The sequence below is a fragment of the Vibrio sp. 10N.247.311.47 genome (assembly GCF_041467535.1).
In the GTDB taxonomy this organism is placed as follows: domain Bacteria; phylum Pseudomonadota; class Gammaproteobacteria; order Enterobacterales; family Vibrionaceae; genus Vibrio; species Vibrio crassostreae_C.
The window spans coordinates 267210-291005 of the sequence record NZ_JBFSUR010000001.1 but is presented as its reverse complement, the minus strand read 5'-3'; the positions used below and the strand labels follow the sequence as shown (position 1 = coordinate 291005).

At 44.9% G+C, this 23796-nt stretch carries 21 protein-coding genes and 1 pseudogene; 10 read left to right on the top strand and 12 right to left on the bottom strand.

Features of this window, described 5'->3' with window-relative positions; genetic code table 11:
- Positions 1–9: 9 nt before the first annotated feature.
- Positions 10–203: pseudogene (locus AB6E51_RS01280) on the top strand (hypothetical protein).
- Between the two features lie 29 nt (positions 204–232).
- Here the strand turns inward: AB6E51_RS01280 and AB6E51_RS01275 are convergent.
- From AB6E51_RS01275 to pspA, 7 genes are all read right to left on the bottom strand, one after another.
- On the bottom strand, positions 233–799 hold the full coding sequence (locus tag AB6E51_RS01275) for a DNA-3-methyladenine glycosylase I (RefSeq protein ID WP_102429173.1): 567 nt from the start codon (positions 797–799) through the stop codon (positions 233–235).
- A 76-nt stretch (positions 800–875) separates the two neighbouring features.
- Positions 876–3986, bottom strand: a complete 3111-nt coding sequence (locus AB6E51_RS01270) for an efflux RND transporter permease subunit (RefSeq protein WP_017060313.1) — start codon at positions 3984–3986, stop codon at positions 876–878.
- Positions 3979–5064, bottom strand: coding sequence for an efflux RND transporter periplasmic adaptor subunit (locus tag AB6E51_RS01265; RefSeq protein WP_102332937.1), 1086 nt, complete (start codon positions 5062–5064; stop codon positions 3979–3981). The genes AB6E51_RS01270 and AB6E51_RS01265 overlap by 8 nt, the downstream gene beginning before the upstream one ends.
- Before the next feature lies 1 nt (position 5065).
- Positions 5066–6100, bottom strand: a complete 1035-nt coding sequence (locus tag AB6E51_RS01260; RefSeq protein ID WP_017086192.1) for an efflux RND transporter periplasmic adaptor subunit — start codon at positions 6098–6100, stop codon at positions 5066–5068.
- A gap of 157 nt (positions 6101–6257) precedes the next feature.
- Positions 6258–6644, bottom strand: coding sequence for an envelope stress response membrane protein PspC (gene pspC, locus AB6E51_RS01255; RefSeq protein WP_029222097.1), 387 nt, complete (start codon positions 6642–6644; stop codon positions 6258–6260).
- On the bottom strand, positions 6637–6870 hold the full coding sequence (gene pspB, locus AB6E51_RS01250) for an envelope stress response membrane protein PspB (protein WP_004734605.1): 234 nt from the start codon (positions 6868–6870) through the stop codon (positions 6637–6639). The genes pspC and pspB overlap by 8 nt, the downstream gene beginning before the upstream one ends.
- A 15-nt stretch (positions 6871–6885) precedes the next feature.
- Positions 6886–7557 carry a phage shock protein PspA gene (gene pspA, locus AB6E51_RS01245; protein ID WP_004734604.1) on the bottom strand — a complete coding sequence of 224 codons (672 nt, stop codon included), beginning with the start codon at positions 7555–7557 and terminating at the stop codon, positions 6886–6888.
- A 316-nt stretch (positions 7558–7873) separates the two neighbouring features.
- Between pspA and pspF the strand changes: the two genes are divergently transcribed.
- The 7 genes from pspF to AB6E51_RS01210 all read left to right on the top strand — a co-directional run bounded on the left by pspF (position 7874) and on the right by AB6E51_RS01210 (position 15053).
- A complete protein-coding gene (pspF, locus tag AB6E51_RS01240; RefSeq protein ID WP_065583878.1) occupies positions 7874–8896 on the top strand; it encodes a phage shock protein operon transcriptional activator in 1023 nt (340 codons plus the stop codon).
- A gap of 102 nt (positions 8897–8998) precedes the next feature.
- Positions 8999–10621, top strand: a complete 1623-nt coding sequence (sapA, locus tag AB6E51_RS01235; protein WP_108185272.1) for an ABC transporter substrate-binding protein SapA — start codon at positions 8999–9001, stop codon at positions 10619–10621.
- Positions 10621–11583 (top strand): ABC transporter permease subunit, encoded by a 963-nt coding sequence (locus AB6E51_RS01230; protein WP_017060307.1) that lies wholly within the window; start codon positions 10621–10623, stop codon positions 11581–11583. The genes sapA and AB6E51_RS01230 overlap by 1 nt, the downstream gene beginning before the upstream one ends.
- Positions 11570–12457 carry a putrescine export ABC transporter permease SapC gene (sapC, locus tag AB6E51_RS01225; RefSeq protein WP_017065331.1) on the top strand — a complete coding sequence of 296 codons (888 nt, stop codon included), beginning with the start codon at positions 11570–11572 and terminating at the stop codon, positions 12455–12457. The genes AB6E51_RS01230 and sapC overlap by 14 nt, the downstream gene beginning before the upstream one ends.
- A complete protein-coding gene (locus AB6E51_RS01220) occupies positions 12457–13458 on the top strand; it encodes an oligopeptide/dipeptide ABC transporter ATP-binding protein (RefSeq protein ID WP_017060305.1) in 1002 nt (333 codons plus the stop codon). The genes sapC and AB6E51_RS01220 overlap by 1 nt, the downstream gene beginning before the upstream one ends.
- The gene (locus tag AB6E51_RS01215) at positions 13455–14237 is read left to right on the top strand and encodes an ATP-binding cassette domain-containing protein (RefSeq protein ID WP_017060304.1); all 783 of its coding nucleotides are present in this window, start codon (positions 13455–13457) and stop codon (positions 14235–14237) included. The genes AB6E51_RS01220 and AB6E51_RS01215 overlap by 4 nt, the downstream gene beginning before the upstream one ends.
- Positions 14238–14273: 36 nt before the next feature.
- Positions 14274–15053: a DUF2927 domain-containing protein gene (locus tag AB6E51_RS01210; protein WP_372058810.1), complete on the top strand. Its 780-nt coding sequence runs from the start codon at positions 14274–14276 to the stop codon at positions 15051–15053.
- Between the two features lie 98 nt (positions 15054–15151).
- Here AB6E51_RS01210 and AB6E51_RS01205 read toward each other — a convergent pair whose 3' ends face one another.
- Complete coding sequence (locus AB6E51_RS01205) at positions 15152–15541, bottom strand: DUF2750 domain-containing protein (RefSeq protein WP_004734596.1); 390 nt, start codon at positions 15539–15541, stop codon at positions 15152–15154.
- A 149-nt stretch (positions 15542–15690) separates the two neighbouring features.
- A complete protein-coding gene (locus tag AB6E51_RS01200; RefSeq protein ID WP_017065328.1) occupies positions 15691–16596 on the bottom strand; it encodes a manganese-dependent inorganic pyrophosphatase in 906 nt (301 codons plus the stop codon).
- A 201-nt stretch (positions 16597–16797) separates the two neighbouring features.
- Between AB6E51_RS01200 and AB6E51_RS01195 the strand changes: the two genes are divergently transcribed.
- Positions 16798–18012 carry a putative manganese transporter gene (locus AB6E51_RS01195; protein ID WP_372058808.1) on the top strand — a complete coding sequence of 405 codons (1215 nt, stop codon included), beginning with the start codon at positions 16798–16800 and terminating at the stop codon, positions 18010–18012.
- Positions 18013–18306: 294 nt separating this feature from the next.
- Here AB6E51_RS01195 and torA read toward each other — a convergent pair whose 3' ends face one another.
- From torA to torE, 3 genes are read right to left on the bottom strand one after another with little or no spacing between them, the layout of a single operon-like run.
- Positions 18307–20769, bottom strand: a complete 2463-nt coding sequence (gene torA, locus AB6E51_RS01190; protein ID WP_065675739.1) for a trimethylamine-N-oxide reductase TorA — start codon at positions 20767–20769, stop codon at positions 18307–18309.
- A 24-nt stretch (positions 20770–20793) separates the two neighbouring features.
- The gene (torC, locus tag AB6E51_RS01185; protein WP_004734592.1) at positions 20794–21975 is read right to left on the bottom strand and encodes a pentaheme c-type cytochrome TorC; all 1182 of its coding nucleotides are present in this window, start codon (positions 21973–21975) and stop codon (positions 20794–20796) included.
- A gap of 51 nt (positions 21976–22026) precedes the next feature.
- On the bottom strand, positions 22027–22209 hold the full coding sequence (gene torE / locus AB6E51_RS01180; RefSeq protein WP_017060298.1) for a trimethylamine N-oxide reductase system protein TorE: 183 nt from the start codon (positions 22207–22209) through the stop codon (positions 22027–22029).
- 438 nt (positions 22210–22647) lie between these two features.
- Between torE and AB6E51_RS01175 the strand changes: the two genes are divergently transcribed.
- Complete coding sequence (locus tag AB6E51_RS01175) at positions 22648–23442, top strand: ABC transporter permease (RefSeq protein WP_004734590.1); 795 nt, start codon at positions 22648–22650, stop codon at positions 23440–23442.
- Positions 23443–23796: the final 354 nt, after the last annotated feature.

Below are 23796 nucleotides of genomic sequence, written 5' to 3'. Positions count from 1 at the left end.
AGGTCTAATATGCAAAAAAGGCAGGATATTCCTGCCTTTTTCTGTTTAAAGCATAACTCAAAATACTCATATTCAGATACTTCAGCTCATAATACAAACCGCTCATAGTCCAGAAGCTTTCAAAGCCAATATTGAACCTTAAAGCACATCCACTTAAAGATCTCAGAGCGATGAAAAATGGCTATGAATTTTTCAATTTCTAAGTGATTGTTCCGCTGAAATAAATAACACTTTATTTGTGTGGGCAACCGACTAAATGATCATTGACCATACCTGTTGCTTGCATAAACGCGTAACAGATTGTCTCACCAACAAATTTAAACCCTCTCTTCTTTAAAAACTTACTCATCGCTTTAGATTGCTCTGTAGAGGCGGGAACTTGAGACATCTCGGTCCATTGATTTTCAATCACCTTATTATCGACAAACTGCCATAAAGCATTGGATAGGGATCCAAACTCTTTCTGAAGCTCAAGGGTTGCTCGTGCATTGTTGTATACCGAAGCAATCTTGCCCTTATGCTTAACCACATCGAAGTGTTCGATAATATTCGGCACGTTGTCTTCATTCAGCTCAGCTAGCTTGTTTAGATCGTAATTATCGAACGCGGCACGATAGCCTTCACGCTTTTTAAGGATCGTAATCCAACTCAGACCTGCTTGAGCACCTTCTAAAGTAATGAACTCAAACAGAACTTGGTCATCATAAACAGGCACGCCCCACTCTGCATCGTGGTACTCCCTTTCAAGCTCATGTTTAAGCGCCCATGCACACGTTCTATCCACTGTATTAGCTTCCATTTCGATGGTCTCTTTTAGTAATCATACATAAAAATAATGCCCCAATTAGGGGCATTATTTCAAAGGTCAGTTGACGTTAAGCCACTTCAATTTTATGGAACAAACGATACAGCACAGGCACTACGATTAGCGTGAGTACAGTCGCAAAGCCTAAACCAAACATGATGGTTACTGCCATTGGTTTGAAGAAGATATCCGGTAGTAGAGGGATCATACCTAGAATGGTGGTAATCGCCGCCATACATACCGGGCGAACACGACTCAGAGCCGCATCAACAACCGCTACATACGGATCTTTACCAGATTTCATCTCAATCTCAATTTGATCAAGTAGTACGATACCGTTCTTCAGAAGCATCCCAGATAGACTCAAGAAGCCCAACAGCGCCATAAAGCCGAATGGTGTATTCAAGGCTAGCAAGCCTGTCGTCACCCCTATCAACGCCAATGGAACCGTTAACCAAACGATCAGAGGCTCTTTCACCGAGTTAAACAAGAACACAGTGATTAAGAACATGAACAAGTAACCCAGAGGCATGGTTGTGAACAGTGACGCCTGTGCATCTGCTGACGACTCATATTCACCCCCCCATTCCAATGAGTAACCCGGAGGCATCTCAATCGCTTCAATCTGTGGTTGTAAGCGTTTCTGTAGAGTTGAGGCCGTCTCTTCACCCAATAGATCAGGATCCGCCATTACCGTTAGCATACGCTTACGGTTCTTACGGATGATCAGTGGATCTTCCCATTCTAGCTCGTAACCTAACGTTACTTGTTGAAGTGGGATGTACTCACTTAATGCTGGGCTCCAGATCTTCATGCCTTCGATGTTACGAATATCGACACGCTCGTCTTCAGGCAAACGAGCCACAATCGGCATTAACGTTGTACCATCACGATACACACCAATCGACTTACCAGAGAAAGACATTGCTAGGAAATCATCAACGTCAGATTTAGTAATACCATAACGACGCGCTTGGCTTTCATTGAACTGAGGCTCTAATACCTTAGTTCTTTCACGCCAATCGTGACGAACGTTAAATGCGCCTTCATCAGCACGCATGATGTCCATCACTTGTGCAGCGATTGAACGTAAAACCGTTGGATCAGAACCCACAATTCGCGCTTCAATTTTCGCACCGCCACCAGGACCTAATTCGATCTGTTTAAGCTTGTAGTCAATCTCTGGGAACTGACCATTTACATGTTCACGGAAGCGTTTCATTAGCCCTTCAAGTACTTCATAACTTTTCACACGAACCGTTATCTCGCCGTAAGCGCTATAACTTTTCTCTGGCGCATAAGTCAGCATGAAACGTTGCAGGCCTTTACCCGCGGTTGTCGTGATATGTTCAACTTCGTCCTGCTCAGCTAGCCAACTCTCAAGCACTTTAAGCTTGGTATTGGTCGCTCGAATATCGGTACCTTCTGGCATCCACACATCCACTTGGAACATAGGTGTGGTTGAAGACGGGAAGAAGGCTTGCTTAACGAAACCAAAACCGTACACACTCGCGCCTAAACCAATAATCAGAACAAACATGGTTAACCAAGCACGCTTCATACAGAACTCAAGGAAGTTTTTGTAGATAACAAAAACCATCCCGTTGTATGGGTCCTTACCTTCGTTATCTGGATCGACCTTCTGACCTTTAAAGAACATGTCGGCAAAGAACGGCGTGAGCGAGATGGCAGTAAACCAACTCAGCATCAAGGAGATCAGTAGCACCGTGAACAAGGTGCCACAGTATTCGCCTGTTGAGTCTTCAGATAAACCAATTGGAGCAAACGCAGTCACCGCAATAACCGTCGCACCAAGCAGCGGCCATTTGGTTTGGGTTACGATATCGGTGGCGGCCTGCATCCGGGTTCGCCCCTTCTGCGTGCCGATCAATATCCCTTCCACCACCACAATGGCATTATCCACCAGCATCCCCAAGGCGATAACCAACGCGCCCAGTGAAATACGTTGTAGGTCGATCTTGAAGTACTGCATGAAAATGAATGTACCGAATACGGTCAATAGCAGTATCAAACCAATCAATAGGCCCGATCTTAGTCCCATGAAGAACAGTAACACCACGATTACGATCGCAACCGCCTGCCCTAAACTCACCACAAATCCGCTTACCGACTTGTTCACCTCTTTAGGTTGGTTATAAACCTCGGAGATGTCGATACCGACGGGTTGTTGATATTTAAGCTCGGCGAGTCTTCGATCAAAGTCTTCACCCACTGCGACCACGTTCACGCCTTGCGCAAAAGAGACACCCAGGTTAAGCGCGAGTTCGCCGTTATAACCAATGATGTTACTCGGTACCTCAACGTAACCACGGGTTACATTCGCCACATCTTTTAGATAGATAAGCCCTTGAGCGCCACCTTCTGTCAGAATTAAATCGCCAAGCTGCTCAACATTCTGGAACTCACCCGTTGGATGGATTCGAATATATTCATCACCAATCCTTACCGCTCCTGCACTTGATACAATATTTTGAGTCGATAAAAGGTTAAATACCGTGCTTGGAGACAGACCCAGAGAGCTTATCCGTTTCATCGATATCTCAATGAACACTTGCTCTTGTTGTTGGCCGGAAACAGAGACTTTACTGACCCCATCAACCAACTCTAGCTCTCGCCTTAGGTAATCAATGTAATCCAGCAGCTCTTTGTAGCTATAGCCATCCCCCGTCACCGCCAGCAAAATACCGTAAACGTCACCGAAATCATCGATGACTTGAGGATCATTGACGCCGGGTGGCAGTTCAACCTTGAGATCATTCACTTTTCGGCGAAGTTCATCCCATATTTGCGGAAGATCATCTGGGCCGTAGTTGTTCTTCATCGTCACCGTTACCTGTGATAGGCCGCGGCTAGAGATAGAGTTCACTTCGTCCACATAGGTAAGTTGTTGAATCGCTTTTTCTAGTGGGTAAGTAACTTCTTCTTCAACTTGTTGAGGTGTGGCCCCTGGGTAAGAGGTCACAACCATCGCATCTTTGATGGTAAAGGCAGGATCTTCTAAACGACCCAAGCCGAAAAAGGCAGAGACACCACCAATAAGAAAGATCAGAGATAGCATCCAGCTAATGACTTTGTTACGTATAAAGTAAGAAGCAACACCTGTGATCTGATCATCACCCTGTTGATCGTCATTTTGGGGCTTGTTATTTACTTCACTCATTGTTCGTCTCCTGAGACAATACTTCCACTGTCATCCCATCTCGCAATCGCGATACGCCTGCAACAACGACATGCTGCCCCATTTCTAATCCTTTCATGATCTGCAATGTTTTCTGATTGGCTTTTCCTATTACGACTTGCTGTTTTGAGACGGTACTGTCGTCATTAAGCACCCATACAGAAGAGTTCTGGCGCGTTAAATCATCGCCATCCGCATTAAACACAGCTTCGATTGGGATAAGTACCCCAGCTTTTAACTCCAAGCCGATATCTCGCCCATTTGACGTCACCTCAACGGCCATACCATCCAGAATCAAATCATCTTCCGGCATAGGTAGAGCAAGCGTCACCGTGAACGTGCCCGTGCTTGGGTCAGGTTCAGTGGTAAACTCCTTAATAGCCGCCGTGTATTCATTGCCACTGGGTACTCTTACCACAGCCTCAACATTCGATAACAGCTGTTCGCTAGGCTGATTCACGTAAATCTGGTCAGGCAGTTGGATAACAACCTCAACATCCTCGACACTGTGAATGTTCACGACCTGCTGGCCTACCTGAATATTTTCATATTGATCGACACTGACACGAGAAATGATCCCATCAACAGGAGCACGAAGCTTAGTGAACGACAAGCGCAGTTTTGCGAGTTCCAGCTCGGCATAAGCGATCTGGCGTTGAGCAGCAATTTCATCAAACTGTGACTTCGCCAATAAGCCTTTCTTCACTAGCGGACTTGAACGTCTGTATTGGCTGTTAATTACCGTGTAACGCGCCTGAGCATTGTCGACATCCAGTTGATAATCGGTAGGGTCAAGCTCTGCAATGATGTCTCCTTGTGAAACACGCTCACCTTCTTTCACATCAAGCTTATTGATTTCACCAGCGACTCGAAAGCTGAGATGAGCCTTCTCGGCAGCGTTTGCAACCGCTGGGAAATAGAGTTTGTCGCTAAAGTCGATGACTGAAATCTCGATAGCTTTAACCAAGGGCGTGTTATTCACTTCTACAACTTGTTTATCTTCACAAGCCGTAAGTAAAGCCAAACACGACAGTCCAGCGGCCACTTTAAGTGTTTTCATGTTATAGCCCCCTTTCCTTGATCCACTCTCGAACTTTAACGCCCGGTTCAAGACCATTAACACCAGAAGTTACGATGCGATCACCATCGTTCAACCCTGAAACAATATGGCGCTTTTCATCGATGATGATTGCGACATTTTCAACAATACCGTCGCTATTCACGCGCCACACAGAGACATCATCGCCATCAGTCATCATTGCTGATGTGGGAATTTTTGTGGCGGCTGCTAACGCTGAAACTAAATGAACTGTGCCTGACATACCCGGCAAAATACCAACATCGGTGGGTCTTTCCATTACCATGGTGACTTTGTACGACCCGGTTTTGGGATCCGCTTCAGTATCAACTTCTTGGAATGCTAAAGCGTAGGAGCTACCAGGGAAAGCATCAAAAACCATGGTTGCATCCGTCTCAAACCCTGAAGAAAAGCGCGTGATAAGTTGGTCGGGTAATAAGAATACGACTTTGAGGATTTGATTCGTTTGAATATTCATCACGCCTTGTTTAGCCGCAATGTATTCATGGTTTTCAGCAGGAATGATGGAGATAGTACCATCGTAAGGCGCAACCAAAGTGGTATAACGTAGGTTGGCTTTTGCTTGGTTAAGCACCGCTTTAGCAGAATTATGATTAGCTTTCGCTTGGTCGAAGTCTTGCTCAGATACGACGCGATCTTTGCGCAACTTAATGGAACGTTGGTATTGAACATCGGCAAGCTTAAAGTTGGCTCTCGCTTGCTTCTCTAACAACTGATATTCGTCAGGATTAAGCGTTGCAAGCCCATCACCTTTGGTAACCTGTTGACCAGATGTGACATCGATAGTCTGAAGTAGCCCTGGAACACGAAATGCCAGTACTGCTTTGTCACCAGCTTCTGTGGTGGCTGGAAAGCTACGTTCAAAAGCATTACTACCGACGGAGACAGTGAAGAGTTTGGCGGGTCTAGAATCAGGTTCAGGTACGGGAGGAAGCTCCTTACCACACCCAGACAACCCAGCTAAGGCTGTCAATAGGACAACGGAGGCTCTATACATTAGTGATCATCCATAACTATAAATATTTTTATAACATAGATTAATTACATGTAACTTACCAGTTATCGTAAGATTTATTTAGACAAAATTATTAAAAAAAATAACGGCTTGGAATAAATTTTCCTAAACCGTTATCTAATGTTTTTCAGGTTTACCACTACATGTTCTTAAATGCGCGGTCGACTTTGAAAGTATCCGAAGTCACATAAGCTTCCATATTGCGGACACTGGTCTCTAATTTCTGGAAATCACCCTCTAAAGTGCCCAGTAACGACTCTGCGGTTTGCCCTTTTTCCCAAGGTTTTTGCTTGAGCGTGTGCTCTTGTTTGGCCTTCATCTGATCGACATACTGAGGTGGTTGTTTTTCAAGCATAAATGTCAAAGCTACATACGCTAATAACACCAAAAAGCTACCACCAAGCAGTGCCGCCGAGATAACCAAGATGCGAACCAACCACACTTCAAGGCCAAAGTAGTTCGCTAACCCTGCACACACTCCAGACAACTTACCGTTAATAGGATCGCGATACAGTTCTCTACTCATAGTTTCGTCTCCAGTTAGGTGACTCCGCATCCAGTATTTTTTCTAGCGTTTTCACTCGATCTTGCATCGATTCAGCTTGAGCAGAAAGCTTGTGCAAACGCTGAAGATCCGTTTCTGAAAGACCATTACTGGATTTCTTCTTGCTGCGGTAATGTAAGAACAACCATAGCGGTGCCACGAAGATTAAAAAGACAATCAGTGGGCCTGCAATTAGAAATGTTGACATAGACAACTCCTAAAATTATTTATCGCGGTTTTCAACTTGTTGCTTCAGTTTCGCCAGCTCTTTTTCAATTTCATCTTGAGCTTGTAGATCTGCAAATTCTTGGTCTAACGATTTTGCGTTACCTGTTTTGGCGTAAACATCTGCTTCAGCTTCTAATTCATCCACTTTACGCGAGAATTGCTCAAACTTCGCCATTGCTTCGTGGGTTTTGCTTGAATGCAGATGCTTTTGAACATCACGACGATTGCTTGCCGCATTATTACGAATCATTAATGCTTGCTGCTTCGCACGTGTTTCTGCGATTTTGGTTTCAAGCTTGCCAATCTCACTGGTCAGCTTTTCGATGGTTTCGTGAACCAAGGTTTGCTCTGTGTGAAGGCTTTTGATTATATCTTCAAGTTTTTGCTTTTCTATTAGCGCCGCTCTAGCTAAGTCTTCACGTTGTTTAGTTAGTGCTAGTGTCGCTTTATTTTGCCAATCTAGAATCTGAGTTTCGATAGCTTCAACTTTACGCGCTAACTCTTTTTTATCTGCGATAGCTTTAGCGGAGTTAGTGCGAACCTCAACCAGCGTATCTTCCATTTCTTGGATAATCAGGCGAATCATCTTTTCAGGATCTTCAGCCTTGTCTAAAAGTGCACTGATGTTCGAATTTACAATGTCTGCAAAGCGAGAAAAAATACCCATGAGGAACTCCTTAATTACAATGATGGCAAATGTGCTTTAAAGCGTTATTCGATTTCTCAATCCACTTGCTCAAAAATTTACGTTTGTTGTTAAACCTACCATAAGTAATCCAAGTAACGTGCCAACTTTTAAGCCATTTATTATCAGATACTTACAATAAAATGGTGATTAACCCGAACCATGCTATGATGAATTTAGCCAAGTATTGGTATTTTTCACCACTACGACTCTTATACTTAAGCTATTTACATGATGTGATTTAAATAAAGCCCTCTAAATCACATCCATCGGCGCTCAAATCACACAAGGACCCGCTATGCAGCAGAACCTCATTGGTGAATCACCCAGTTTTCTCTCCGTTTTAGATAAAGTGTCCCAACTCGCACCAATCGAAAGACCGATTCTGATCATTGGAGAGCGTGGTACGGGTAAAGAGTTGATCGCACAAAGACTGCATTACCTTTCAAGACGTTGGGATCAACCTTTGATCTCATTGAACTGCTCAACCCTCAGTGAAGGTTTGATTGATTCTGAGTTGTTTGGTCATGAATCGGGGTCCTTTACGGGTTCGAAAGGTCGTCATCAGGGTCGATTTGAAAGAGCGGAAGGTGGAACACTGTTTCTTGATGAGCTCGCGACCACGCCCCTAGCCGTTCAAGAGAAGCTATTGCGCGTTATTGAATACGGGCAGTATGAACGTGTCGGCGGACAAAAAGCTTTAAGTGCCAACGTCAGACTGGTGTGTGCGACCAACGCTGACTTGCCAGACATGGCATTAAGGGGCGAATTCAGAGCCGACTTATTGGACAGGCTCGCGTTTGACGTGATTACTATACCCCCTCTTCGAGAGCGAAAAGAAGACATCACGCTGCTGGCAGAATACTACGCCATTAAGATGTGCCGTGAATTAGAATTGGAGTTGTTTGTTGGCTTTGCTCCGTCTGCCGTTGAGGCGCTGCTGGATTATTCATGGCCGGGGAATGTGCGAGAACTCAAGAACGTTATTGAGCGCGCAGTCTACCAGCACGGTAAAGACCCATATCCTATTGAATCTTTGGTGTTTAACCCATTCAAACCCGCATGGAAAATAGATCAAGATTCCACGCATGAAATTGGCAATGCGCCGTCCAACAGCCATACTTCATCAGAGAGCTTGTTTTCTTTGCCGCTTGATTACAAAGCATGGCAAGAACAACAAGACATCAAGCTGCTCAATCAAGCCCTAAAGCAGAGCAAGTACAACCAGAAACAAGCAGCAGAATTACTTGGATTAACCTACAACCAATTACGTGGAATGGTGAGGAAGTACGCGATTGTCGGACAAGCTAACGATAAATAGCTGTCCACGCTTGATTATTATTTGGAGCCGAATAAATAAAATGTTAAATTGTCCGGATCTTGAGGCTCCTCTAACGCCTCGTTTCGAAAAGTATTTCTTTTTATGAAAGCACTAATAAGACTATCACTGAGCATCTGTACGCTGAGCTTTCTCGCTGGATGTGGTGAGAGTGTGAATCACGAGCAAATCCGTGAAAAAGGCTTCATTTATTGCGGCCAAGGTAATCCTAGTACCTTCAACCCACAGCTGGTTGATAGTGGCATTACCGCAGAATCGCTGAGTCCTCAAATTTTCGATACACTGCTCACTCTTGATCCGATGACGTACCGACCAAAACAGAACTTGGCGACAAGTTGGTCTGTTGATAAATCAGGTACAGAGTACACGTTCAAACTGCGCCCAAATGTTGCGTTCCAAACCACAGACTGGTTCACCCCAACTCGTAGCATGAATGCACAAGATGTGGTGTTTAGCTTTGAACGTGTCATTGATAGTTCAAACCCATTTCATTATGTGGGTGGCGGCCTATACCCATGGTTTGCCGGAATCGACTTCAAAAACCTGATCGTCGATATCACCGCAGTTGATGACCTAACGGTGAAATTCCAATTAAGTCGCCCAGACAATTCGTTTCTCAACAATATCGCCACCAGCTATGCAGTCATTCACTCTAAGGAGTATGCCAATCAGCTCATTGCAGCGGATGAGAAAAATCGAATCGATTCCAATCCAGTCGGCACTGGCCCTTTCTACTTAGATGAATACCAAGTCAACGACCTAGTGCGCTTGAAAAAGAACAAGCACTACTGGAAAGGTGAAGTACAAATGGACCAAGTTGTGTTCGATACTTCGCAACGTGGAACAGGCACACTTGCCAAGCTTCTGCGTAGTGAGTGTGACGTGCTCAACTCACCAATTTCTAGCCAAATCCCTATTATTCAGGCTCATGAAGAGTTGAAGATTTCTGCTACTCCGGCGGTTAATGTCTCTTTCATCGCGCTGAATACTGAGCACCCTGCACTGCGTGACTCTCGAGTTCGTAAAGCGCTCAACTTAGCCATCAATCGTCAGAACATTCTTGATTCTGTGTATTACGGTACAGGAACCAAAGCCTACACCTTGCTTCCTCCGACTTCTTGGGCTCACCAAAAAGACAGCGTTCAAGTTCGCTACGACCGAAACTATGCGGTTGCGCTTCTCAAAGAAGCTGGCGTTGAACCTGGGTTAGAGCTTTCAATGTGGGTACCACTAGAGCCACGCGCATACAATCCAAGTCCAAGAAAAACGGCAGAACTTATCCAAGCAAACTTAGCCGATATTGGTATTGAATTGAAACTCTATACCGACGACCGATTTGACCGCACACAGTTGTCCTCTATTTCCTCAACAGACTTGTTGCTTACAGGCTGGATAGGCAATACCGGTGACCCGGACAACTTCTTACGTCCGCTGCTCTCATGCAGCTCTGAGCGTGCAGGGTTAAACGTCTCGATGTGGTGTAATTCAGACTTTGATTTCCTTCTCGACTTAGCATTAGAGATCAATCAACAAAGGCACCGTGTGAACTTGTACCGACAAGCCCAAAACATTCTCAATGAAGAAGTTCCTGTGATTCCTTTAGCTCATGGCGTGCAATTTCGCGTGCACGATCGTTCGCTAACAGGCTTTAAAGCAAGTCCTTTCAATGCCCAACCTTTTGATCAAGTCAGAAGAGAGGTGCAGTAATGTTTTGGTATACATTAAGACGTGTAAACTTATTCGTTATTACGCTAGGAATTCTGACCTTGGTAGGTTTTTCCCTGCTTCGATTAGACCAAACCTCACCTTGGGCAATTCAAGATTTTTGGCCCGGTTGGATTAGCTATATCACTGAATTATCGACGCTAAACTTTGGCCTAAGCAAACACGGTGTGCCTATCATCGATGAGTTGGTCCTGGTGTTCCCTGCAACGCTAGAGCTGTGCTTCTTTGCCTTTGTGTTGGCACTCATCATCGGTATCCCTTTCGGCACCATTGCTGGTATGAGACAAGGTAAATTTGTTGATACCACCATATCGTTCACCTCAATGGCCGGTTACTCTGCGCCTATATTTTGGGTCGCGTTGCTGATGATCATGGTGTTTTCACTGCACTTTGAAATGTTCCCAGTTGGTGGCCGATACGACCTACTTTACGAGATTGAACACGTGACTGGATTCGCGATGATTGACGCCTTTTTTGCCGAGGGTCGCTACCGTGCGCACGCACTACAAAGTGTTATCGAGCACATGGCGTTGCCTTGTCTTGTTTTAGCACTGGCGCCAACGACTCAGGTCATCCGATTGATGAGAGCGTCAGTGGCTGAAGTAATGACGCAAAACTACATCCGCGCTGCGCGAATTAAAGGTCTTTCCACTAGAGAGATCATCACGCAGCACGTGCTAAGAAACGCGATACCTCCGATTATTCCTAAGGTCGGTGTTCAGCTATCGAGTATGTTAACGCTTGCTATTGTTACCGAGTCTATCTTTAACTGGCCGGGCATTGGCCGCTGGTTATTGGATGCCTTATCGAATCAAGATTACGTTTCAATTCAAGCTGGTGTAATTGTGGTGGCTACCTTAGTTTTGACCGCTAATATTCTGTCCGATTTACTGGGCGCGATGATCAATCCACTGGTAAGGAAGGAATGGTATGCTAACAAATAACGTCTACCAAGAAGAACAGATTCCAACCCAGTTCGAACGTTTCTGGCGCAGCTTCCGCAGCAATAATCTAGCTATGTTTGGCTTGTGGTGTTTGGTGCTTATCATTCTGGTCACCGTCACTTCACCGTGGCTAGCCCCGCATGATGCACAAGAACAAACCGGTCACCTATTAACGCCGCCCTCTTGGGATCCTGCGGGAACGGTAGAATACTTTTTGGGTACGGATGACTTAGGCAGAGATATTCTCTCTCGCCTAATAATTGGCTCTCAGTTAACCTTCGGCGCCGCGGTGGTGATTACCTTTATCGCAGCCGTCATTGGTTGTCTGATTGGCGTACTTGCTGGTATGACGCGCGGTTTACTATCAAGCACGCTAAACCACCTGCTTGATACTGTTATGTCGATTCCATCTCTTCTGCTGGCGATTATCTTCGTGGCATTCCTTGGCTTTGGGGAGTTTAATATCTTGCTCGCCTTGTGCTTGGCACTGATCCCGCGCTTTATACGCTCGGTGTACATTGCCGTGCATGCTGAAGTAGAAAAAGACTATATTCTGGCTTCTCGCCTTGATGGTGCGAACGATTTTTACCTGCTATGGAACTCAATCCTTCCGAACATCCTTACCGTGATCGCTCTTGAAGTTACGCTGGCACTGTCAGTCGCAATTCTTGATATCACGGCTTTAGGTTTCCTAGGGCTTGGCGCTCAAGCACCGAGTACCGAATGGGGCTCCATCTTGGGTGATTCGGTCGAGTTGATTTACCTTGCGCCATGGACAGTTACCCTACCCGGCTTAGCTATTATGTTTACAGTTATCGTGATTAACCTCGTCGGTGAAGGTGTTCGCCAAGCGCTAAATGCAGGAATCGAATAATGCCGTTACTTGATATTCGACATCTAACCATCGAGATTGAGACCCCTCAAGGGATGGTTAAAGCCGTAGATCGAATGAGTATTACCCTCAATGAAGGGGAAATTCGTGGCTTAGTAGGTGAATCAGGCTCAGGTAAGAGTTTGGTTGCAAAAGCGATCGTCGGAGTATGTAAAGAAAACTGGAAGGTTTCTGCAGACCGAATGCGCTTAGGTAATATCGACCTACTGCAACTGACGCCGAAAGAAAGACGCCGAGTGATCGCCCGCGATATCGCAATGATCTTCCAAGAGCCATCAACGTGTCTTGACCCTTCTGAAAAAGTAGGTAATCAGCTCGTTGAAGCGATCCCTTCCCATTCGTTTGAAGGTCGTTGGTGGCAACGATTTAAGTGGCGTAAGAAGCAAGCGATCGCATTACTACACAAAGTCGGCATCAAAGACCACTCTCGCCTAATGGACAGTTACTCTTATGAGCTGACAGATGGTGAGTGTCAAAAAGTCATGATCGCAATGGCGATCGCTGCCAAGCCAAAAGTCTTGATTGCTGACGAGCCAACCAACGATTTAGACCCAATTACACAGTCTCAAATATTGCGTCTTTTGAGTCGTATGAACCAGATCAATAACACCACCATCGTGTTGATCGGCCATGACTTAACCACCATTACCCAATGGGCGACTCGCATTACCGTGATGTACTGTGGTCAATCGGTAGAATCCGCTGATACACCGAAGCTGTTGGATGCACCAAAGCACCCGTACACCGTTGCTTTGTTAAAAGCGATGCCAGACTTTAACGACTGGATTCCCCACAAGGAGAAGCTCCAGTCTTTGCCGGGGTCAATTCCACCGCTGCAACATCTTCCTATTGGTTGTCGATTAGGGCCTCGCTGCCCATACGCACAAAGGCAGTGTGTCGAGATCCCACATACGAAACGTATCAAGAACCATAAGTTCAACTGTCACTTCCCTCTGAATATGGAGAAGAAAAAGAAATCATGAGTGCATTATTAGAAGTCAGTGATTTGTCTAAAGACTTTACGACTCGCTCTGGTCTTTTCCGTAAAAAGATTCATCAGGCGGTGAAGCCAGTTAGCTTTTCTCTTGAAGCAGGCCAGACAATTGGTTTTATCGGCCAGAATGGTTCTGGCAAATCAACATTAGCCAGAATGCTCGCAGGCATGGTGGAGCCAACCGCAGGCGAGATCCGCGTGAATGGCGAAAAGCTAGAGCACAAAGACTACTCGACTCGTTGTAAGCTGATTCGAATGATCTTCCAAGATCCGAATACGTCACTTAACCCGCGTATTCAGATCGGTCGAATTCTTGAAGGTCCATTAAAGCGAAACACCAACATGCCTCCAGAAGCTCGTATGCGTCGTGTGAAAGACACACTACTGCGCGTAGGCCTTCTACCGGAACATGCGTATTTCTACCCTCAGATGCTTGCTGCAGGCCAGAAACAAAGGGTTTGTTTGGCTCGTGCCTTAATACTTCAGCCATCCATCATTGTTGCTGATGAAGCTTTAAATGGTTTGGACATGGCAATGCGCTCGCAAATCATCAATCTGTTCTTAGAGTTACAAGAAGAGATGGGCGTATCGTTCGTTTATGTATCTCAACACCTCGGTATTGTTAAGCACATTACCGACAAGATTATTGTCATGCATGAAGGCAATGTGGTTGAGAGTGGGGAAACAGATCAAGTGCTAACCAATCCAACTCACCAAATCACCCAAAGATTGGTTGAGAGCCATTTCTCCAAAGCGCCGAACCACTAACCTGGAATCACGCTACATTTAGCAGAGGGGAAAAGTATGTATCGAACAGCTTCAATGCTTCCCCTCTTGTTGGTGCTGTTGTCCTTTAACGCGACAAGCACACCGCTCACATGGCTAGATAGAAGCTTCGTCGAAACTGCCTTTTATACCGTCGCGCTTCAACACGAATACTCCCAAGGCAACAAACCGCTCGCCAAGTGGAAACAACCGATCAAGATTTGGATCGATCATCGAGTGGGCGATGAGGAACTGCATCAAGAGATCACAGAGCTTCATATCAAACACTTATCTGAAGTCACCCAACATCCAATAACAATCGTCAGTAAAGAGTCCGAAGCGAACGTTAAATGGATATACACAAGGCAGAGCCAGTGGGTATCTGAGGCGAAATCGGTGCTCAAGCTCAAATCAACTCAACATTTAAATAGCGCCATCTGCACGGCGGGCCATAGAACCAATTCTAAAGGCGAGATTGTATACGCTGGGATTGTAATCCCGGTTGATCAGGCAAGATCGCGAGGTAAGCTGGTCGCCTGTATCGTGGAAGAGATCACACAAGTTCTAGGCCTGCCGAATGATTCAGATAAAGCCTACCCTTCTATTTTCAACGACCACACGCCAGAAGACTTATTATCGCCGTTAGACGTAGTGCTACTGCAATTGCTGTATGAACCAGAATTGAAAGCTGGAATGACAAAATCTGAAGTAAAACCTATCGTTCGAAAGATACTCAAGAGATACAGCAAAACAGGTGTGCTTCAGCAAGCTTCTAAAGCCGCACAGCAAGCGCCTTTGTATCAGTTGATTGGGTATTGACGAATATACGTTGGAAGTAACTTAGATGGGATAATTGAATGATAGCGCTGCCTAAGAAAGGCAACGCTGACTGACGATGTTACTGTATTACGAAAGAACTAGCGCTTAGCTGCCTGCTTTTTCAATTCGAAGTCGAACTCATCCGGGAACAAGATAACGCCTTCTTCTTGCTCGTTCGGGAATACTACAACAGCAAGTTCGTCGTCTTCTAGACCGTTCGTCCAGCGACTGTGCCATTTGTTCAACGAAATAGACTCAGCTTTACACTCAGACCAATCACCCGTTGCCCATGATTCTGCGAACTCTTGGTTTGGCCATACTGGAACACAATCTTCATCTTCTGTGTTCAGCATTACACAACCGTGTTCATCGGTTAAGATCCATACTTCACGGTTTGCTACGATTTCTTTCACACAGTATTTCAGGCGTTGCTCGCCCGTATACTTGTTGATTTCAGCGATTTTTTTATCGTCTAGCTGTGTAGTCATCTTAATTTCCTACTTTAGTCAGTAACTTTGCTCTTAAAGCTATTTTATGCCGAGTGTTGTTAACTTCAAACATTATCGATGAAGAAGAAAGTCTACTTCAAAGAAAAACGCCTGCTAAATAAGCAGGCGTTTAATATTAAGCGACTTGATTAAACAAGCTCACCTTGTAGCCAAGGCCAGCCTTGCTTCTTACGGCTTAGTGTATTTTCCATCATTAATACGCCGCCTTTCTCGTGCTTAACCAATTTCTCAGCCCACTCACCTTTGTATAGAAGACGAGTTTGAGCAGTAGTGATATCTGTTAGCATTACCGCAGCGAACGCTAGACCGTCTTTCTCACAACGCTCTTCAAGATCAGCTTCTAGCGCTTCGATCATGCCGTCTACTTGCTCAAGAGTCGCAAGTTCAACTTGACCAACAACAACATCACGACCGTTGAATGGGTAGCCTTTAAGGTCTTTTTCTACTAGCTGTGCAGCAGATAGGCCTTCGATGTTTGTTTTTGCGATTAGAAGCGCTTTGATGAATGCATCAACGTCAGTTACGCCAGCAATTTCAGCAAGCTCAGCAACCGCGTCTTTGTCTTTTTGAGTACATGTTGGAGAAGCAAAACCAACTGTGTCTGAAAGAATTGCAGACATCATTAGTTTAGCGATTTGTTGAGAGATTGCGTGACCTTCAATCTTGAACATGTTGAAAAGTACAGTGTTTGTACAACCAACAGGCCAGATCCAAGCTTCCATTGGGTTTACTGTCATCACGTCGCCTAGACGGTGGTGATCAACAATACCTACGATCTCTGCATCAGCAACATCATCTGGTGCTTGTGCTAGATCTGAGTAGTCTACTAGCCAGATTTTCTCACCAGCAACAGAAGTACGAAGCTCTGGCTTTTCAGCACCAGCGACTTCTAGAATGTGTTGAGTTTCGCGGTTGATCTCGCCTTGGCGAATTGGTGTCGCTTCCTCGCCACGAGCCTTAAGAAGCTCAGTTGCAACTAACGCACTACAAATACTGTCACTATCAGGGTTTTTGTGACCAACAACTAAAATCATGTTTCTTCCTATTACACTAACAATTATGACTCTACCTTTAGAGCCTCTCTTTATTAGCCATACTTTACCTCATTTTTTTAGATTGGTCATGTTTCGTGGGTTTAGCCAATAGTAACAATAGATAAAAAAACAACAAATGCAATTGATAATTATTATCATTCGTATATATTTATCTTAAGCCACTAATTTTGAGTAACACCTATGGATCGACTAATCTCTTTTTTGCCAAGCAGTAGTGCTGCGAAAACAACTCAGTTTTCACTGTCATTTAAGCGCCTGCTTTTGCCTGTCTCACTTGCAGCTTTGGTTGCAGCCCCAGCTACACGAGAGCTGACGGTGACTACTTTGTCAGACGCGTTTTGGGCAGTGTCTTGTTATGTTGCTTTAACCTTGGCTATTTACCACTGGTTAAGTCTGTACATAAACAAAGATAACGTCTTCAATAAGCTCGTCCATCAATCTCGTTCAAACCAAGTGGTATTCGCGGCTCTCATGGGCGCGTTGCCCGGCTGTGGCGGTGCGATAGTGGTAACCACACAATTTATCTCGGGAAAACTCGGATTTGGTGCGGTAGTTGCGGTGCTCGTCTCAACCATGGGTGACGCGGCGTTCCTGCTCATAGCGAGCGAGCCTAAGACAGGTTTAGCCATGATGGCGATGGGCGTGATTGTGGGTACTGCGTCAGGCCGAATCATTAACTTGTTTCACGCAGACGACTTCTTACGCCCAAAAAAAGCACAGAAAAATGAAGCCGTTCACAGTTGCTCATCTCAATCCCAAGACAAAGAATCCGTCTCTAAAAAGGCGATCAACCTGCAAGGTTACCTATGGTCAGTGCTGATTATTCCCGGCGCTGCAGTAGCTCTACTTGGCTCTTTTCAAGTCGATGTAAACGAGTTACTCGCGTTGCCTGAAATGTCGATGGAATGGGCGGGAACAATTTTATTGATTAGCTCGATGTTTCTATGGGGTCTCACCCGTGAAATTGAAGATTACAAATCAGCCGTAAGTGAAGACGAGAAATGTGTAGGCTCTCATCCACTGCAAAAAACGGCTCAAGATACTAACTTCGTGACAGCGTGGGTGGTGGTTGCTTTTCTTTTCTTCGAATTTGGCTCTGTGATAGCAAATGTTGATTTTGCGACGCTATTCTCAAGCTGGGGCATCATGCTCCCCCTGGCTGGCGTGTTGATGGGTTTGCTACCGGGCTGTGGACCGCAATTATTGGTCACTAGCTTATACCTTTCAGGCGCCCTGCCACTTTCGGCTCAGGTAGGTAACGCAATTTCAAATGATGGAGATGCTCTATTCCCTGCGATTGCGATGGCACCGAAAGCAGCACTGGTCGCAACCTTGTATTCAAGTGTGCCCGCTTTAATCTGTGCTTATGGCTATTGGTTTATGTTTGAGATCTAACTTGATCAGAGTTAACTACATAGGCTTCTGTAAGGTCGGTACTTTGTATCGGCCTTTTTGTTTCCGTCTGCTTAAGTCTTTCCACAGGTTCTTTTTACATTCCCTTCCTGCTTCACTGCTTCTACCACCTCTCTCAAACAGCGCGTTACAGCCTGTCTCAAAAACGCCCTCTATTAGCCCTGTATAATGCTTATTTAGAAACACCAACACTGATATCAAAAATACAAAAAGCCCCTGTAAGAGTGCTTACAGGGGCTTTAATTCAAGCTTTAATCTTGGTTCTTAAGACAAGACTTAAGAAACTTCGATTGGACCACCGAATGAAGTTACTGGAGGCAGTTTGCCTTGGAACTTCTCGAAATCAACCAAACATGTGTTTGCTGACGTTGCTTGAGCAAGTTCAGACGTACCGATATCTTGAGTCAGTGTGTTTGGATCGCCGTATGTATCTAGCGCGCCCACTTTCTCGTTGATCGGACCGTACCAAGCACCTTCTTCGATACGAACAACACCAGGAGCGTAGCTATCCATTAGAACAGCACCTGCTAGTAGTTGACCACGGTCGTTAAACACACGTACTACATCGCCATCTTTGATGCCTTTCTTCTTAGCATCTACTGGGTTGATGTAGATTGGCTCACGGCCTTGTACCGCGTAAGTCGCACGCCACTCTTCAGATTCACACATCTGAGAGTGAAGACGCTTGTCTGGGTGACAAGATTGTAGCCAGTACGGGTGCTTGTCAGAGCCTGGACCACCGTGTGAACGTTCAGATTTCTCGAACCACATTGGGTGTTCTTGACAGTGCTCGTAACCCATGTTGCCAACAGTACGGCTTGTGATTTCGATGAAACCAGAAGGCGTGCCTAGTGCGTTGATCTCTGGATCTTCACGGAATGAAGCGTGACGAGTCCATGGCTTACCTTTGCCGAAGTCTAGGAAACCTTTCTCCCAGAACTCAGCAAACTCAGGCATTTCGAAGCTACCTTCGTTTGATGCGCGACATTCGTCGTACAGAGATTTAACCCACTGCATTTCGTCCATACCACGCGTGTAATCGTCGTAACGACCCCAACGCTTAGTTAGGCTAGACATGATCTCGAAGTCAGTCTTAGACTGGAACAGAGGATCCACTAGCTTGTGCATTGCGATCAAACCACGGCCAGAGTACGCGCCGTAACCATCGATATCGTTACGTTCCCACTGAGTACAAGCTGGAAGAACAATATCAGAGTGACGACAAGTTGCAGTCCAAGCGAAATCAACAGCCACTACAGTTTGTAGGCTCTTGAATGCTTTACGCATCTTGTTGCGATCTTGGTGGTGGTGCCACGGGTTGTTACCACTGAATACCATCATCTTGATGTCAGGCAGTGTCACTGTTGCGCCGTTTGCTTTGATCTTCTTACCTGGCTCTAACAGGCTATCTACCCAACGAGCAACAGGGATTACGCGGCTGTAACCGTTGTAATCAGTGTTAGTGTGCTTAGGCGATTGACCTTGGTCGATGTTCAGCGGGAAAGAACCCGGAGCAGCGAAGCCAGTTGAAGATACACCGATACCAGAGTAGTGGTGACCGTAAGAGATACCACCGCCCGGTAGACCAATTTGGCCAACCATTGCTGCGATAACTGCACACATCCAGTAAGGCTGTTCACCGTGCTCTTGACGTTGGATACTCCAACCAACAAGAATCTGTGTACGACCGTTAACCAGCATCTTAGCGAAGTCACGAATAGAGTCCGCGCTTGCGCCACAGATAGCAGAAGCCCATTCTGGCGTCTTCTCAACTCTGTCTTTCGTTTCACCTTGAACGTACTTGATGAAATCTTCAAAACCTAGACAGTAAGTTTCGATGAACTTCTTGTCGTATAGGCCTTCGTTGTAAAGAACGTGAGCAACACCAAGCATGAACGCCACATCAGTTTGTGGGTTGATGTACATTTGCTCGTTTTCTAGGTAACGACCTGTTTTGTTTTTAACAGGGTCAACAGAAACAACGTTGATCTCTTTCTTAGCAACTTTTTCTTTCAGCTGTTCTAGGTATGCGAACGACTCGTGAGTCTCACATGTCCAACCTACTTGAAGGTTTTTAACTGGATCGTTACCCCAAAGAACAATGTTGTCACTGTTTTCTAGGATAAGTTCCCAAGATGTACCTTGTGCGTAAACTTCAGTAGAACCTAGCACGTAAGGCATGATCGTTTGACCAGCACCTGTTGAGTAGTCACCGATTTTCTTCACAGAGTAACCGTGAAGTGCCATTGCACGTTGCATGTGGTTAGTACAGCTGTGGAACTGACCAGTTTGTCTCCAACCAGTTTGACCGGTGTGAAGCGCCCATGGACCGTAATCTTTCTGTACGCGCTCTAGTTCACGGTAAACAAGGTCTAGTGCCTCATCCCAAGTCACACGAATAAAGCGGTTGTTACCACGCGTATCTGCGCTGTATTTATGCTTCTTCAACCAATCTAGGCGAACCATTGGGTAACGCACACGTGATGGGCTGTAGATAATACCTTTAATACCTTTCAACATCTCAGTTGGGTGTTGATCGATTTCTAGAGGTTTAATTTCTTGTACTTTACCCGCATAAACACGAGCTCGGAATGCACCCCAGTGAGAACCAGAGACTTTCCACGCGCCGTCTGTTTCTGCAGCAGACGCTGATGCCGACGCCAATAAGCTTGGACCGATAACCGATGCCGCACTTGTAGTAGCGACACCTTTCAGAAAACTTCTTCTTGTAATTGCCATTGTGTTACTCCAATTGACGTCTTATTAGTGATGGCCTTCAGAAAAATCTGATGAGTGCTTCTGTAGATACTTAAGAACAAGTGCTTCTGTATCTGTATCGAAGTTAACGAACGCAATCATACCATCTAGCATGCCTACCCAACCGTTAGCGCTGAAGTGAGCTTCATCTGGCTGTGAGTGACACGTTGAACAGTTAGATTGGTACGCTTGACCAGCTGCGTTCCAGATTGGATCGAAGTTATCAACCATAGACTCTTTCTTCATCCAAAGTGCTAGGTTAACTTCTTCCCAAGGAAGACCAGTTAGCTCATCTTCTTTCTTCTCACCAACAGTGATTACGTCACTTTGAGATACTTCTTTCGTCAAGATTGCAGTCGAGATGTTCATACCGAAGTCTTCTTGGATTACACGTCCGAAGCCTTTCGCTTTACGCCAACCGTCGATTTGAATCTTAATCATGTCGCCTTTTTCGTCGATCACTGCAACTTTACTTGCAGGGCTTAATAGACCCGCTTCAACTGTTGCTGTCTCATCCGTATACATTGGTAGGTGACGAATAGAGATTACGTCTGAACCATTTGCGTAAGATGTGCTGCTTGCTACATTTTCTAGCTCGCCAACAATACCGCTCGCTGATGCCATATCTAATGGAAGGTTGTGAGCAATACCTTTGTGACAGTCAACACAGCTTTGATCACGCTCTGCCGCGTTCTTCATCTGGATACGCGCTGTTGGGCGCATGTTTTCGAAATCCATTGAATCGTAGTTGTGGCAGTTTTTACACTCTAGAGATTTGTTCGAAGAGAAGCGATCCCATTCGTGTTTAGCCAGTTCGATACGACGAGCTTCGAATTTCTCAGGCGTATCTAGGTCACCAAATACTTGAGCGAATACTTCTTTAGAAGCTTGCATCTTACGAGCGATTTTTGCTGTCCATTCATGTGGAACGTGACAGTCAGGACAAGTAGCACGTACACCAGAAGTGTTTTTCCAGTGAACCGTTTCTTGTAGTTCTACGTATACGTTGTCACGCATGGTGTGACAGCTTACACAGAATTCTTCTGTATTTGTGTGCTCTAGAGCTGTGTTAAAACCGCCCCAGAAAATAACACCCGCGATAAAGCCACCCATAGTTAGTACACCAAGACTGATGTGTACTGCTGGGCGAGTCATTGTGCGCCATAATTTAACTAAAAATGATTTCATGTTTAGCTCTCTTAAATATTGATTTTAAAAAATGTTGTTACTTAGAGGGCATTACATGCCGCCGTGAGCACCAGGAGGTCCGAATACAAACACTTGCAGTGCCCAAACTAGGAAGCCGTAACCGCCTACAAAAGCCACACTTAATATTGGGAAGAGAACCACCGCGATGAAGAGGAAAGACTTCCACTCCAGCGAATGTTTTTCGCTAGTTTCAATTTTATTAACATCACTCATACATTTTGCCTATTTTGTATTTAGTAATTTCGAGTAACCCATTCTATGGGGCTAAAGTTCTTAAGTATCTAACGACAAATTTTAGACCATACTCAAAGTAGGGTTCAATCAAATCTCCCGTTATAACCCTTGCTAATCAATACTTTTTTGAGCTCATCCAAAGTTGTTTTTAGTTAAACAAAGTTATTAAAAAGTATTAACAAATGTGAAGAATTAAGTATATTTCACAAATGTTAAATTCCAACATTTACGCAACCGTATTGTAACCAATTTTAACGTTTTACCTACTAAGTAGTAGCCAAAAAACCCTCAAATAACCATTATTTTGTACTTTGAATGTTAAATAATTGAGCCTTTTTTGAGTTCGACAGGTATGACTCTGAAATGCATCATTTGGCACTTTCAGATATGATAGAAGCCTTATTAAAAGGAAGCATTATGCAAGACGTTATTGATATATCTTGGTGGCAATTATTGTTTTTCAGTTCACTTCTCTTGCTACCAATTGTAATCAACCACAAGCTAAAACTTGGCCTTGGAAAAGAGGCTTCTATCAGCATCATTCGCATGACTGTTCAGCTATTTCTGGTTGGCCTCTACCTAGAATACCTGTTCACTTTGAATAGCTTGTGGGTCAATTTACTGTGGTTATTTACGATGATTATCGTTGGGGCAAGCTCGATTGTTGAAAAGTCCAAGTTACCCCGAAACCTCTTGTTAGTGCCTGTCGCTGTGAGCCTAGCGGTAACCTGTGTACCCATTGTCTTGTTCATCTGCTTATTTATCATTAAACCAACACCGGTTTTTAACGCTCAGTACCTTATCCCGATCGCAGGGATGTTATTGGGTAATAGCTTAAGCAGTAACATCGTGGCATTGCAGAACTTGTTCGGTGCTTTTGAAACGCAGAAATCAGAGTACGAAGCGGCTATCGCTTTAGGTGCCTCTCCTTCCTATGCTGCAGCGCCTTTTGTGCGTAATGCTATACAGAAAGCGATGTCTCCTATTATGGCCTCAATGGCAACCACAGGCTTGGTAACGCTACCAGGAATGATGACAGGACAAATCTTAGGGGGTGCTTCACCAATGATCGCGATTAAGTATCAACTGATGATCATGTTGGCTATTTTCGTGATGATGAGCTGCTCCTTAGCGCTTGCACTTCACCTATCGTTAAAGACTTCTCTGACCAAAGAAGGGCGAGTTCTCGCTCAAATACAGCCTTCAAAATAACCTCCCGACTCATCTTAGATCTGGTTACTCACTGAATTTGATACAGGTTATCCACAGAAATTGTGGATAACCAAATCAATATAGATCCTTTTTTGTCCATTTCGGCTCGCGCAAAGATCATTGCCATTGATCCTTGGGTGATTTCAAAGACATATACACACGTGCAGAACTGCGTTGTTAAGCGTTCAAATGATAATTTAAGAATTCAACGAGTAAGTTTTCCACAAATAAAAAACGGCCTGCAATGCAGGCCGTCTTGTAAATGTCATAAGTCAGTTCAATGTTTCCACTCTGAGCTTTAACTAATCTTGTCACTGAGCTAGTCACACAAGCTTTGTTGATCCGCCATCTTTA

Coding starts and splice junctions, on each gene's coding strand:
- AB6E51_RS01275 (WP_102429173.1), bottom strand. CDS start 799: ATGGAAGCTAATACAGTGGATAGAACGTGTGCATGGGCGCTTAAACAT.
- AB6E51_RS01270 (WP_017060313.1), bottom strand. CDS start 3,986: ATGAGTGAAGTAAATAACAAGCCCCAAAATGACGATCAACAGGGTGAT.
- AB6E51_RS01265 (WP_102332937.1), bottom strand. CDS start 5,064: ATGAAAACACTTAAAGTGGCCGCTGGACTGTCGTGTTTGGCTTTACTT.
- AB6E51_RS01260 (WP_017086192.1), bottom strand. CDS start 6,100: ATGTATAGAGCCTCCGTTGTCCTATTGACAGCCTTAGCTGGGTTGTCT.
- pspC (WP_029222097.1), bottom strand. CDS start 6,644: ATGAGTAGAGAACTGTATCGCGATCCTATTAACGGTAAGTTGTCTGGA.
- pspB (WP_004734605.1), bottom strand. CDS start 6,870: ATGTCAACATTTCTAATTGCAGGCCCACTGATTGTCTTTTTAATCTTC.
- pspA (WP_004734604.1), bottom strand. CDS start 7,557: ATGGGTATTTTTTCTCGCTTTGCAGACATTGTAAATTCGAACATCAGT.
- pspF (WP_065583878.1), top strand. CDS start 7,874: ATGCAGCAGAACCTCATTGGTGAATCACCCAGTTTTCTCTCCGTTTTA.
- sapA (WP_108185272.1), top strand. CDS start 8,999: ATGAAAGCACTAATAAGACTATCACTGAGCATCTGTACGCTGAGCTTT.
- AB6E51_RS01230 (WP_017060307.1), top strand. CDS start 10,621: ATGTTTTGGTATACATTAAGACGTGTAAACTTATTCGTTATTACGCTA.
- sapC (WP_017065331.1), top strand. CDS start 11,570: ATGCTAACAAATAACGTCTACCAAGAAGAACAGATTCCAACCCAGTTC.
- AB6E51_RS01220 (WP_017060305.1), top strand. CDS start 12,457: ATGCCGTTACTTGATATTCGACATCTAACCATCGAGATTGAGACCCCT.
- AB6E51_RS01215 (WP_017060304.1), top strand. CDS start 13,455: ATGAGTGCATTATTAGAAGTCAGTGATTTGTCTAAAGACTTTACGACT.
- AB6E51_RS01210 (WP_372058810.1), top strand. CDS start 14,274: ATGTATCGAACAGCTTCAATGCTTCCCCTCTTGTTGGTGCTGTTGTCC.
- AB6E51_RS01205 (WP_004734596.1), bottom strand. CDS start 15,541: ATGACTACACAGCTAGACGATAAAAAAATCGCTGAAATCAACAAGTAT.
- AB6E51_RS01200 (WP_017065328.1), bottom strand. CDS start 16,596: ATGATTTTAGTTGTTGGTCACAAAAACCCTGATAGTGACAGTATTTGT.
- AB6E51_RS01195 (WP_372058808.1), top strand. CDS start 16,798: ATGGATCGACTAATCTCTTTTTTGCCAAGCAGTAGTGCTGCGAAAACA.
- torA (WP_065675739.1), bottom strand. CDS start 20,769: ATGGCAATTACAAGAAGAAGTTTTCTGAAAGGTGTCGCTACTACAAGT.
- torC (WP_004734592.1), bottom strand. CDS start 21,975: ATGAAATCATTTTTAGTTAAATTATGGCGCACAATGACTCGCCCAGCA.
- torE (WP_017060298.1), bottom strand. CDS start 22,209: ATGAGTGATGTTAATAAAATTGAAACTAGCGAAAAACATTCGCTGGAG.
- AB6E51_RS01175 (WP_004734590.1), top strand. CDS start 22,648: ATGCAAGACGTTATTGATATATCTTGGTGGCAATTATTGTTTTTCAGT.